The sequence below is a fragment of the Bacillus sp. NPDC094064 genome (genome assembly GCF_050279585.1).
GTDB lineage: Bacteria > Bacillota > Bacilli > Bacillales > Bacillaceae_G > Bacillus_A.
This window is the reverse complement of record NZ_JBNNUI010000007.1, coordinates 116156-129694: the sequence shown is the minus strand read 5'-3', so window position 1 is coordinate 129694 and position 13539 is coordinate 116156. Positions and strand designations below refer to the sequence as shown.

10 protein-coding genes are annotated in these 13539 nt (G+C 35.2%); 4 read left to right on the top strand and 6 right to left on the bottom strand.

The features are described 5' to 3' along the window. Positions 1 to 240: 240 nt before the first annotated feature. Entirely contained in the window at positions 241 to 2088 is a 1848-nt protein-coding gene (locus tag ACQKNI_RS17175) for an S-layer homology domain-containing protein (RefSeq protein ID WP_098357033.1), read from the bottom strand. 259 nt (positions 2089 to 2347) lie between these two features. On the opposite strand from ACQKNI_RS17175, the gene ACQKNI_RS17170 reads away from it, so the two are divergent. Continuing rightward, positions 2348 to 3766 carry a glycosyltransferase family 39 protein gene (locus tag ACQKNI_RS17170; protein WP_427282517.1) on the top strand — a complete coding sequence of 473 codons (1419 nt, stop codon included), beginning with the start codon at positions 2348 to 2350 and terminating at the stop codon, positions 3764 to 3766. Between the two features lie 25 nt (positions 3767 to 3791). Here ACQKNI_RS17170 and csaB read toward each other — a convergent pair whose 3' ends face one another. Continuing rightward, positions 3792 to 4880, bottom strand: coding sequence for a polysaccharide pyruvyl transferase CsaB (csaB, locus tag ACQKNI_RS17165; protein ID WP_141524737.1), 1089 nt, complete (start codon positions 4878 to 4880; stop codon positions 3792 to 3794). A 148-nt stretch (positions 4881 to 5028) separates the two neighbouring features. Then, positions 5029 to 6549 carry a putative polysaccharide biosynthesis protein gene (locus ACQKNI_RS17160; RefSeq protein WP_280147297.1) on the bottom strand — a complete coding sequence of 507 codons (1521 nt, stop codon included), beginning with the start codon at positions 6547 to 6549 and terminating at the stop codon, positions 5029 to 5031. Positions 6550 to 6800: 251 nt separating this feature from the next. Between ACQKNI_RS17160 and secA2 the strand changes: the two genes are divergently transcribed. Together secA2 and ACQKNI_RS17150 are read left to right on the top strand one after the other, a co-directional pair. Beyond that, positions 6801 to 9164 (top strand): accessory Sec system translocase SecA2, encoded by a 2364-nt coding sequence (gene secA2, locus ACQKNI_RS17155; RefSeq protein ID WP_427282516.1) that lies wholly within the window; start codon positions 6801 to 6803, stop codon positions 9162 to 9164. Between the two features lie 13 nt (positions 9165 to 9177). Further along, positions 9178 to 10062 carry an accessory Sec system S-layer assembly protein gene (locus tag ACQKNI_RS17150; RefSeq protein ID WP_141552241.1) on the top strand — a complete coding sequence of 295 codons (885 nt, stop codon included), beginning with the start codon at positions 9178 to 9180 and terminating at the stop codon, positions 10060 to 10062. A gap of 88 nt (positions 10063 to 10150) precedes the next feature. Here ACQKNI_RS17150 and ACQKNI_RS17145 read toward each other — a convergent pair whose 3' ends face one another. Beyond that, complete coding sequence (locus ACQKNI_RS17145) at positions 10151 to 10510, bottom strand: hypothetical protein (RefSeq protein ID WP_140417478.1); 360 nt, start codon at positions 10508 to 10510, stop codon at positions 10151 to 10153. A 217-nt stretch (positions 10511 to 10727) separates the two neighbouring features. Continuing rightward, entirely contained in the window at positions 10728 to 12206 is a 1479-nt protein-coding gene (locus ACQKNI_RS17140) for a SulP family inorganic anion transporter (protein WP_098357037.1), read from the bottom strand. A 187-nt stretch (positions 12207 to 12393) separates the two neighbouring features. On the opposite strand from ACQKNI_RS17140, the gene ACQKNI_RS17135 reads away from it, so the two are divergent. Then, positions 12394 to 12858, top strand: a complete 465-nt coding sequence (locus ACQKNI_RS17135; protein WP_002170575.1) for a hypothetical protein — start codon at positions 12394 to 12396, stop codon at positions 12856 to 12858. A 100-nt stretch (positions 12859 to 12958) separates the two neighbouring features. On the opposite strand, the gene ACQKNI_RS17130 is transcribed toward ACQKNI_RS17135, so the two are convergent. Beyond that, the coding region (locus ACQKNI_RS17130; protein WP_427282515.1) for an LPXTG cell wall anchor domain-containing protein at positions 12959 to 13539 on the bottom strand (581 nt) is incomplete at its 5' end.

The following is a 13539-nucleotide window of genomic DNA, read 5'->3' as shown; positions in this document are numbered from 1 at the left end:
CAAATGGATTGACAATTTATACTCTTTAAAATTATCGACACTGTTCGACATGTATACGTTTTATTTTAGTTGTTTTGTCGAATTATTTGTTATTATTTTTCATAAAATGGGATTGTTTTCATTTTAATGTAACTAAATACCATTAGATACCGTCATTCGTTTTATTCGGCAAACAAAAAGACTGATCATCTTTTTCATTTTTCTCAAAATGCATCTGGATGATCAGTCTTTTAAAGTTTATTAGTGTTTTACGTACTCTACATTTTCTTTTGCAACATACGCTTCATTTACAGCAGGGTCATCAGAAATGATTTTAACCCATGCTTGTCCATTTATCGTTTCTTCGCCTGTTATCGTAACAACTTTATTTGGCGATAAGCTATACAGTTTGGCGCCTGACGTACGAGGATCTTTTTTCACTTCTACCTTGTTTGTTACACGTGCAAGTTTATATTTGTTGTACTCTTTTTTACCTAAGTATGAATCAAAACGGAACATATGCCCTGCTACTTTTTTACCCCAGTTCGCATCAGATGCATAGTTCATATTTACACCACCAGATTTATCACCTGTATACGCTGCTGTATAACGCCAATGTCCCGGATTTAAATACCATTCATTCATATATACTTTTGCAGCATGTTCAATACAATCTTCTTTTGAATTAAATGTTAGACCGTTACCATATGGACTATCATCAGTTGCCTTTAAACCAAATAAATTATTTTTATCTCGCGCAAGGTCACTTGTTCCATATAAACTTTCATGAACTGCTAATGAATATAAGAATAGTGCATTTACATTATACTTGCTTTCTACTTCTTTAAATTTCGCACCTAAACCGATTAATGGAGAATCCGCTCTAACTGATTTTACATAACTATCTAATTGTTCTGCTGTGTATTCTGTTTTAGAACGTAATGATACGTAATTAAAATATTGATAGAACGTTTCATTTCCAAATGTCTTTCCATCTATACTATACATTGATTGCCCTTGCTTCATGAAAGAAGGTGCCGCACCATATCTATATTCTGTATAACGCGGTGCCTCTGCACCATACGTATAATACCTATGATATAAGTATCCATCTGGTTTTACGTAATAGGATGATTTTTGCATTTCTTTTTCTGGAACTAAAGTGACTTCATTTTTCTTCACATAACCTGTTAAATCAGAGAGTTGAACTTTCACGCGGTCTTCTCCAACTTCTAACACTTTAAATTCTGTTCCGTACTGAAGGTATGTATATGCTGTTTGTAAATTTTCACCGTAAACATTAATTGTATTTCCAGGAATTCGCTTCGCAGTTGCAAAGCCATCTTTAATCCATACGTATTCATTTTCATACTTTACTGCATTGATGCCTTTACTTTGCGCAGCCGTAACAGCTTCTTTATATGTAGTGTAACGCTCTACTACTTTCCCTGCATCATTTAGCAATACATAATTCTTTGTTTCTACAGGCGTTTCTCCCCCGGTGTTTCCAACTTTATCAAGCATTAAATTCAGCATTGCCGAAGCCATACCTCTTGTCGCTGATAAATGCGGTCTAAACGTATTATCTTCTGGATAACCTTTAATAATCCCGGTAGCTACCATAACTTGTACATGTTCTTTATAGTTAATACGATTCGTATCAGCAAATGTAAGCGGACTTACAGTTACTTTAACATTCTTATAATCTAGCGCCTGTTTTACCATTACGGCCATTTCTTCACGTGTAATAATATCACCAGGTGCAAAACTCTCAGGACTACGCCCCTTAATAATTCCCGCTCCGAATGCCCTACTTACACCATCATATAAGCCGTAAGATTTTGGCACATCACTGAAATTCGAATCTGCTTGTGGAAGTTGCAGAGCTTTCGCTATTAATGTAGCAAACTCTGCTCTCGTTATCTCTTGATCAGGTAAATACACATTATTTCCATACCCAGACATAATCCCTTTGTTAATAAGAGTACGCATATGCTGCTCAAATAGGTGCCCAGTAATATCATCGCTCGCCGCATAACTTGAAATAGGCGTTAAAAGCAATGACCCCGTTAATGCAACTGCCGTAATACCTTTTGAAAATTTCTTCACGGTTATCCTCCTCATAATCTACCAATTTATTATTCCAACACCGATTATATACTAATTATATAAACATGATAAATACAAATTAGTATAAAGCCTTTTTAAAATACATATTTTATTATATATCAATAATATATACAGGTGCTATTTTTCTTTCGTACCTCATTCCTTTTACAACCGTGAAATTCTTTATGATATAATGGCGTAGTTATTTCTGTTTATATAGAAATAACTAAAAAGATATTACATATTACGGAGGATAACTATGCCTAGATTATATACATTTGCATTTAAATCACTGCAAATATTAACAGTATTATTTTTTGCAATGACTCTTATTTTCTCATTGCAATATTTAATAACTGAACCGAAGTACAACACCTTTTTACTCATCGTTGCACTCATAATTGTTCTAACCGGTATTATATTCATTTCTATTATCGTGAACCGATTCTTTACTCAAACACAATTTATCATATTTCTTTGTTTACTAGCATTTATACTTCGCCTTGCATGGGTGTTAACAGTCCATACAAATATCGTACAAGATTTCGCTCAAATGTATAACGGAGCAGTTGATGCAGCAAATAATAATTTCTCATTTGCAAACGAAACATACTTTACGACTTGGGTATATCAATTAGGCTTTACGATGTATCAAGCCGGTGTTATGAAATTGTTTGGCGAAGGTGTATTAGCGATTAAATTACTAAACATACTGTATTGCACTGGCATTACGTACTTTATATATCGCATAGCTTCGCATCTATTTAACGAATTTAGCGGTAGAGTCGCAGCACTTATTTTCGCAACATACATCCCTAACATTATGATGACTTCTGTTTTAACAAATCAGCACATCGCTACATTTTTATTCTATGCTGGTTTTTATCTTCTTGTAAAAAAAGGAATCTCGCATTCGTATGCATGGATATTCGTTAGTATTCTTATTGCATTTGGCGATATTATGAGACCGATTGGTATTGTTATTTTACTAGCGCTCATTCTTTTCTTACTGATCACTCATATAATAGGTGATCAAAAAATAAATAAAAAAATGGTCGTATCAAAGTTAATTGGTATGCTTGGCATTTATTATATCGTGCATTTCATCTTTAGCTATACATTAATCGCTACAGGAGTTACACAATACCCATTATCTAGTCGAGACCCTTATTGGAAATTTGTAGTCGGATTCAACCCTGAGACAACAGGTGGATTTTCTTTCCCTGACCATAAACTTGTTTTTCAATATCCAATTGGCGAGGAACGTTTTGAAGTTGAAAAACAACTCATTTCAGAAAGAACTGCCGATAAAGGACAGCTATTATTGTTATTCAAAGATAAATTTAAAGTTATGTGGGGAGATTATGACGCATCCATTTATTGGGGGCTAGAAGGGTATACAAAACCTGAGTTATCACGATTACTATGGACGTTAGAAAAATTATGTTACGTAAGCATTTGCCTATTCGCCCTTATAGCTTCCATCAAAACGATAAAAGAACAAAAAAATAAAACGTTATTATTCTTCTCTCTATTAATTTTAGGTTACGCGGGAGTCCATATATTTATTGAAATACAATCGCGTTATCGCTACTTTATTATACCGACGTTTATGATGATGCAAGGTTACGGCGTCTATCTCATTACGCAATATATGAAAAAAAGATTCCGAGCGTAAAGAAGTACACTAACAAAAAAACACTCTACTTTTTCTGTAGAGTGTTTTTTTCTATATGATAAATAATTTTTTTGGCCGCTTGTTCACCTTGCAGTTGAAGCTCATCTACTCTTCTTTGCAGAGATTGCTGTATATCTTCATGTTGTATCACTTGCTTTTTCGCAATTTTATATAAATCTTCGGCACTCCAGTCTCCATCCACACTTCCTATAACAGGTTGATTCACTTGTCTTAAAAACGAATCAATTTTTGGATCGTATGAAATTCCGACCATCGGTGTTTTCGCGACAGCAGAAAAAATAAGAGCGTGAAGACGCATACCAATTAAAAGTGAACACTCTGATAAAATAGATATTTTCTCATCAATATCCATTTTATATGGGAGCATATACGTTTCTTCTCCCATTAAATCCACTACATCACGCGAAGCATTTTGATCAAATGGCCCATGCATCGGGACGAATAAAATTTGGTACCCTTCTTGCTTCAATTTTTTTAAAGCGATCGCTAACTTTTTTATATAATCTTCTTTTGCATTCCAGTGACGCACACTAACTGCAATAATTTTCCCGTGCAGAGCATGTTTTTGTAACCAATCTGATTGTTTTTTTCGTTTCCATGTTAAAACCGGATCTGGAACAAGCTCAATATCCCTTTTCATTCCAAGCTCTTTTAAATATAAAAATGAATCCTCATCTCGAACTGATATATATGCAGCTTTTGACAAATGCCATTTTACTAATAGTCGATTATGTCTTTTTGTAATCGGTCCTATTCCTTGTGAATAAATGTAATACGGTTTTTTTAGCATACGAGCAAACCCCATTATACCCGTATAGTATAAAATACTTTTCACACTCGTTTTATCTTGGAGGAGACTCCCTCCACCACTAATAAGCCCGTCACTATTTTTTATTGCATTATAAACCGATTTTATACTCCAACGATTTACCGCTTCCACTCCGTACATTTTCCTTGTATAGTCAGGGTCATTTGACAGCACAACGAGTTCAATATTCGGATTCTCTTTATGTAACGATTCAATAATCGATTGTAGAATAGCTTCGTCTCCAACGTTATAAAAACCATAATATCCTGATAAAACTAACCGCACTCTTAATCTCCTCCAACATTTGGTGACCAATTGTTTCATCCATCATAATTGGTACCAACTCCTTACCTAAAACACACGATACATTAAAAAGTATCATCACAATAAGCCCGTCCGAATTCCAATTCTCAAATTTCGTAGTTCTCTTTATTTATTTTTTTAAAAATGGTATTTGTTTTGTTGATATCCAGTTTAACTTCAAAGCACATACCCCGTACAAAATTGTTGCAATAATAAATGCTACACCACTATATAATAGCGCAACCATTCTTGAAGATGTAACATCTAGCACCGTAGATAATTCATATAGTCCTAATCCTAAAATACAAGATACTCCTATTACAGTAAAAAATCTTCCTATGCGAATAGAATAGGAAAGATATTTGCGGATGTATAGATGATTTACGATACAGATTAACACATATATAATCAATGTACTATACGCCGCTCCATCTATGCCAAACTTTCTCGTTAACACTATGTTTAATAAACCTTTCACAAAACTTGCGCCAATAACAATCCACGCAGCTTGTGCAGAGCGGTTAATCCCTTGTAAAACTCCTATTGATAATACCATAACTGATGTGAAATACGAACTACCAATCATAACAGCTAACATACTACTTCCTTTCGCATCTGTAAACAATCCCACATTTAAAGGAACTGTTAATGCAATTAGCCATATCGTTAAAGGGGCTGTTAGCACATGCATAAGTGCATTCGTATTTTGAACTGTCATTTTTGCTAAACTCATATCTCTTTTTGCTAGCGCAGATGTTAATAATGGTATTAATGGAAATACAATTGCACTTGCGAAAACAACTATTAATTGTGTAAATGCAGAACCTCGGCTATATATACCAAATTGCGCTTGAATTTCTGCCGACGACCCTTGCAGTACATGTGGTACTGTAAGCGAATCCACTAAATTTAAAAGCGGCATGGATAAAGCTCCAATAGCAATTGGAATAGATACTTGCAATATTTTCTTTCCGTCTTCTCTCAAATCTCGCAACGAATACGAGCTTTCCTTATATTTGTATGAACTTTTATTGTACGTCATACGTAAATATATAAGGGAACTTATTACCCCGAGGAAAGATCCAACCATTGCCCCACTAGTAATGACAGCACTACTCTTATTCCAATATACTAATATATAAGCGATGATTAACATAAAAAATACACGTACAAATTGCTCAATGACTTGTGATATCCCCGTTGGTTTCATATCACCAAACCCTTGAAAATAACCACGATAAACTGCCATATATGGTGCAACGAGCAACGCCGATGACGTAACCAGTAAAGGCACCCTCGTTTCTTGTCCACCAAGCATACTTGCAATTTCAGTAGAAAATAATACAATAACCAAACATCCGAATGCACCGAAAGCCATTCCTATAATTGATGCGGATTTAAATAATTTTGCAATTTCTTTTTTCTTATTTTTTCCGTTTAACTCTGCAATCAATTTTGAAATTGCTAGCGGAACACCTGCTACTGACAATGTAAGAGCAATCATATATACAGGAAACACAAGGCGGAATATACCAAGTACTTCATCTCCTGCAATATTTTGTAATGGAATTTGAAAGAAACTACCAAGCAATTTCGACAAAAAAGTTGTGATTGTTAAAATCGCTGCACCTTTTACAAATTTCTTATTCATGTTCCTTCTCTTTTCTTTTATACATATATTCTCAAGCATATTATTACAAATTATAGAGATTGTATTTTATCTCATTAAATTATCATACCAAATTTCTTATATATTGAATACTTCCTTTTTTACAACAAAACGAAAGTATTCTTACTCAAAAAACGATTTTACTCAAATCCCCTACCACTTTCCATTTCTACTTTTTTCTAGTATAACTATGCTATAATGTATCTATTGTCAGTCAGAGGAGTGTTACAAGAATGCTGAATTCGGTCAAGAAATTGTTGGGAGATTCACAAAAAAGAAAGATTAAAAATTATGAACAAATTGTGAATGATATTAATCAATTAGAATCTGTAATGGAAACATTATCAGATGATGAATTACGCCAAAAAACTATTGTTTTTCAGAACATGTTACAAAACGGAAAAACAGTTGATGATATAAAAGTAGAAGCATTTGCTGTCGTTCGAGAGGCTGCAAAACGAGTGCTTGGTCTTCGTCACTACGATGTACAGTTAATCGGTGGCCTTGTATTACTGGAAGGAAACATCGCTGAAATGCCTACTGGAGAAGGAAAAACACTTGTCTCTTCTTTACCTACGTACGTACGTGCTCTTGAGAAAAAAGGCGTTCACGTTATTACAGTAAATGATTATTTAGCGAAACGTGATAAAGAATTAATTGGACAAGTTCATGAATTTCTCGGTCTAACAGTCGGGTTAAATGTACCACAAATGGAATCTATCGATAAAAAACGCGCCTATGAGGCTGATATTACATACGGAATTGGGACTGAGTTTGGCTTCGACTATCTTCGCGATAATATGGAGTCATCCCGAGCACAACAAGTACAGCGTCCCTATCACTTTGCAATTATTGATGAGATTGACAGCGTTTTAATTGATGAGGCGAAGACCCCGCTTATTATCGCTGGAAAAAAAGCAAGCAGTTCCGATTTCCATCATTTATGTGCGAAGGTAATGAACACATTCCAAGACACTTTACATTACACTTATGATGCGGAAACAAAAGCATGTAACTTTACAGAAGATGGCATTACAAAAATTGAAGATTTATTTGATATTGATAACTTATATGATTTAGAGCATCAAACTTTATATCATTATATGATTCAAGCATTACGTGCAAATGTCGCTTTCCAATGTGACGTAGACTATATTGTTGAAGACGAAAAAATTATGCTTGTTGATATTTTCACAGGACGTATTATGGATGGCCGCTCGTTAAGCGATGGCTTACATCAAGCACTTGAAGCGAAAGAAGGCTTACCAATTACAGATGAGAATCAAACGCAAGCATCTATTACAATTCAAAACTTCTTCCGTATGTATCCAGCATTATCTGGTATGACTGGTACAGCAAAAACAGAAGAGAAAGAATTTAACCGTGTATATAATATGGAAGTTATTTCAATTCCAACAAATCGCCCTATACTTCGTGAAGATAAAAAAGACGTCGTATATGTAACAGCTGACGCTAAATATAACGCTGTTTGTGCAGAAGTACTAAACATGCATAAGAAAAACCGCCCTATTTTAATTGGTACGATGTCAATCCTCCAATCAGAGACTGTTGCACGTTATTTAGATGAAGCAAAGCTTTCTTATCAACTATTGAATGCAAAAAGCGCTGAGCAAGAAGCTGATTTAATTGCTCTAGCTGGGAAAAAAGGGCAAATTACAATTGCAACAAATATGGCAGGACGAGGGACGGATATTTTATTAGAAAAAGGTGTCCACGAACTTGGTGGTTTACATGTAATCGGAACAGAAAGACATGAATCTCGCCGCGTTGATAATCAGTTAAAAGGACGGGCTGGCCGACAAGGTGACCCTGGAAGTTCTCAATTCTTCCTTTCATTAGAAGATGAAATGATGCAACGCTACGCAGGTGAAGAAATAGAAAAGTATGCAAAATCACTTAAATTTGATGAGAGCGGTTTAATTCAAAACACGAAAATTTATGATTTAGTCAACCGTACACAATTAATTTGTGAGGGTAGTCATTTTTCAATGCGTGAATATAACTTGAAATTAGATGATGTAATTAACGATCAACGAAATGTAGTCTACAAACTTCGTAATAACCTTTTAAACGAAGAAGTAGATATGATAGAGATTGTCATTCCAATGATCAAAAATACAATAGTTGCTATTGCTAAAGAACATTTATTAGAAGGTATGCTTCCTGAAGAATGGGATTTCACTAGACTAGTAGAAGCTTTAAAAGAAGTTTTATCTACCGAAGAAATTCCAGCATTATCTGCTAATAACGTCCATTCCGCAGAGGACTTACAAGAGCTACTAAAAGATACTCTTACAAGTTATATAGAACGTGTGAACGATTTAGAAAAAAATACAGATGCACAACAAGTATTACGTCAAGTTAGCTTGCACTTCCTTGATTCTGGTTGGACAAACCATTTAAGTGCAATGCAGCATTTAAAAGAAGGTATTGGCTTAAGACAATACCAACAAGAGGATCCAGCACGTCTTTATCAACAAGAAGGTTTTGAAATCTTTTTACAAACATTTAGCCATTTTGAAAAAGAGGTTGCTTTATATTTAGCAAGATATATAACTGTTCCACAAAACATATAACGAGGTGAATTTCATGCTATCATTTTTAAAGAAGGCAAGAAAAAAAGGTAGAGACTCTGTAATTTCGAGTTCTCAATTATTAGGAACCGAAGGCAATATCAACAATGCAAAAAACGTAAAACCTAACTTATACTTTCACCCTTCTTGGAATGAGGTTTCACAAGAGCAAAAGTACATTTATCAATTTTTACATAAATCTTTGCCTACCTTACAAGAAAATCAAATTTCGCTAGCTGGAATTGAAAGTAAAAAACATGAGAATGCGTATTATATTACTACATTTATTCGTAGTAGTGTAAAGCAGCCAATTCAATTTGAGACTCTTACTCTATCCTTATTAAATAAAGATGGAGAAACATGTGCACGTCAAGCATTTGATTTGTCACTCTTAGAAGAAATCCCATCAAATGTAAATATGCCTTGGACTTTCGTCTTTGAAGAAAATTCAATAACAGAAGCAACGCTATCTACAGAAGACTGGCAACTCGTATTTGACTTACAAGGCAAACATTCATTAGATTTAGATCCTATATGGCAAGAAAGACTATCTGAAAGTGCAATCATGAAATTGCAAGAAATTGTCGCTAACCTTACACCACCTGCAGCAGGTGAACTTAACTTACTAGGACTAAACGCAACTGTAGAAGAAAATGGCGATTTAAATGCAACTATTTTAATTCGTAATGGCTATAATCAAAATATAACCCTTGAACAACTTCCATTGCATATCGCAGATCGCTCTGGAGCCGTTGTCGCTGAAGAAACATTTACATTAAAAGAGTTTCAAATCAAGGCCAATTCAACTAAACCTTGGACCTTTACATTCTCTGCTAATTCTGTATCAAAAGAAACTATCGATTTATCTAAATGGAAAGCGTTTATTCCAGAGCAAGCGTAATTACGTGCTAATGGATGAATCAAAAACACGTCGTACTCTTTTAAGAATACGACGTGTTTTTTTATGTAAACTTATTTATATAATTCAACTACAAACGTTCAATATGATACGCTGCTTCTAACTTACAAAAATCATCTATATTGTTTATTTTGTTCTCATTTAATATTTTTAATTGCTCTTCAGTCGGCTCTTCATTAATAAGCTCGTTAATTTTTTCATTCACTTTCACTGCTAATGCTTGATGGAAATCTGGATGCCCTTTCAACTCATCATCTACTTTATTAATCCAAGTTGATTTTGTGTATAAATACTGTTTCCACTGTTCAACAAATTGTTGCATATCAAACTTTTCTTCGTTCCATTCAATTTCCTTCATATACTGCTCAAAAGAAGCAACAATTGAACGTGTAATTCCGACTTTTACTCCGTGTGGTAACTGTTTGTACATCAAATATTCCCTCCAGCTTAAAGCGATTTCTTTTTAACGTAAAGAAATCTTAAAATTCTTACACTTTTTGTGATATCATACTGCCAATCTAAGATGTTACTATACTGCTAAGTTTAGTAATTGTCAACAGACGTATAACATCTAGATATTCAATTACACACATGCATATCCGAATAATCAGAAACCCTCACACTCTATCATGTGAGGGCCCTTCTCTTTATAATGTTTCAGCTTTCAAAAATTGCAATTGTTCCTTCTGCTCATCATTCGCCATCGTCACGATTGTTTTTTCAACACGAGGATGTACATGTTCAAGCGTCACACTCATCCCTACTTTATGAGACTGCTCAATGAAATTCAATAATGCCATAGCTCCTGATACATCTATATAACGCACATCTTTCATACGTAAAATAACTGGAGATTTCACATCTTGTAAAGTATAAAAAACACGATCCACCGATAAGAACGAAAGCGGTCCTTTAATTTTATATGTCACGTCCCCTTCATTTACAATAGAAGTTTTACGTTCTTTACATTTCACCATATATATAATGAAAGAAAGAATAATACCAAACGCAACAGCAATCATTAAATCAAACTTCACTGTAACGATCATCGTTACGAGCATAACAATAACATCACCTTTTGGCGCTACATGCATTTTCTTCATGCTTTCCCAGTCGAACATTCCAATACCAGTTAAAATTAAAATACCTGATAATACAGCAAGCGGAATGTATTGTACAACCGGACCAAGTCCCATAATGAAAATAAATAATATAACACTATGCATACATGCTGAAAGCGCCGTTTTACCGCCACTTCTTATATTAACGATAGACCGAACAGTCGCACCTGCACCTGCTAATCCGCCAAACAATCCGCTCATCATATTACCGATACCTTGCCCAACGAGCTCTTTATTACTTTTATGACGCGTACCTGTCACATTATCCATTACGACCGATGTTAACAACGAGTCAATCGATCCTAACAAAGCAATACTAAGCGCTGGCAAAATAAGTTCCGCTATCCCTGCTCCACTTAAAGATGGAATGTGAAGCATAGGCATCGCTTCTGGAATCGTTCCAATCTTTTCAATTACTTTATTTAATGAAAGATTTCCGATAAACGGTAACTTCACTGTAAGCCCTTCGAGTAACGGAGAAAATAAAGGAAGCAAAGCAGTCACACCGACTAATGCAACTAAACTAGATGGAATTGCCTTAATCCACTTTCCAGAAACAATCATCACAATAATCGTTAATACTACGAGTAAAAAACTATTTTGCACATGTTTCACTTCGCCTAAAATAATGATTAATGCAATACCGTTCATAAATCCTGAAACGACAGGATACGGAATATATCGAACGTAAGAACCGAGCTTACATACACCAAATAAAATTTGAAATAGTCCTGCCATCATAAAGGCTATAAAACTCGCCTCTAACCCGTGCGTCGCGATAACTCCTGTCGCAATAACCGTAATTGGTCCAGTTGGCCCCGTTACTTGCCCAGGTGTCCCGCCAAATAACGCTGCGAATAAACCAGCAAAAATCGCACCGTATAATCCGACAAGCGCCCCTTCAGATGTTCCTGTCGCGGCAATCCCAAATGCAATGGCAAGTGGCAACGCAACAATCGCAACAGTAAATCCTGCTAAACATTCCTTTGCTATTTTTTGAAACATGAAAAAACCACCTTTGTATAAAGTCCATTTCCCATTGTACACCTAAAACGATATATTCGTTATCCCACTTTTTACAGTATCGTGACGTAAACGTATTCAATGAAAAGTTTCCCCCTTATCTTTGGAAACAATTGCAACTATGCTATAATGAACGAATTAAATCTTTTACTATATACTTGGAGGCACTATGCTAACTTTTGAAGAAAAATTATCAATTATTGAATCTTTCCCAGAACTAGAAAGAAAGAACGTATCATTAAAACGTGTAAACTTTCACTTTGAAGAAAGTCGTTTAGATAAAAAGAACGTTGTATATCACTTACACCCAAATGGAAACGGCTTTGTATATGCAAGCGGCATTAAAGGCTACAAAACGGACGATAAAGGTATGATTAACATCCGCGAGTTTTCAGCAGAAGAATTACGTTCAGTAATTGAGCAATCAATTGAACTACTATCACAAGAAGAAATCGTAGTACCTGCAGAACCTGCGAAAGAAGAAGAATGGCATAACGAAGATGGTCATATCCTGACTCTTATATCAGAAGATGACATGTGGAACGTTTACGCTGGCGTAAACTTAGACGGTACATTCAACTCTTATCCAGAAGCTGCGGAATACCTTGATGAAGAAGGGTTTTCACGTAAATAATACATTCCCATACAAAAAGAAAAAAGCGGAGACCTATCGTCTCCGCTTTTTTCTATACATCTTATTCTAAAAACACAACAACTTAACACTCTCAAACTCATTAATTCTTTTTGCGTCTAAACATCATCGCGCCTAAAATTAATGCGAACATACCTGCAATCATAGAAGTAGATTCAGTCGCTGCTCCACCTGTTTGAGGAAGTACTTTTGATTGTTTATTACTTTCTTTACTAGATGGCACTTCAGATTTATGTTGTACATCTTGTTTGTTTTGTACTTCTACTTTACCTTGAGCCTCTAGTTTGTTTGAAACTTCCGGTTGCTCTTTTACTTCTGGTTTCTCTAGCACGTTCGGCTCTTCTGTTACCTTTGGTGCTTCCAGTTGCTCTTCTTTTAACTCTTCTGTTGCTTCAACTTCTACTTGTTCTTCTTCTGGTTCTACCATAATTTCCGGACGCTCTGTTACCTCTGGTGTTTCTAGCACGTTCGGCTCTTCTGTCACCTTTGGTGCTTCCGGTTTTTCTGGCGCTTCCAGTTCTTCTGTTGTTTCTTCTTCAATCTTTTCTTCTTCTGGTTTCACCCAAATTTCCGGTTTGTCTGTTACCTCTGGTGTTTCTAACACATCCGGTTCTTCTGTCACCTTTGGTGCTTCCGGTTTTACTGACTCTTCCAGTTCTTCTG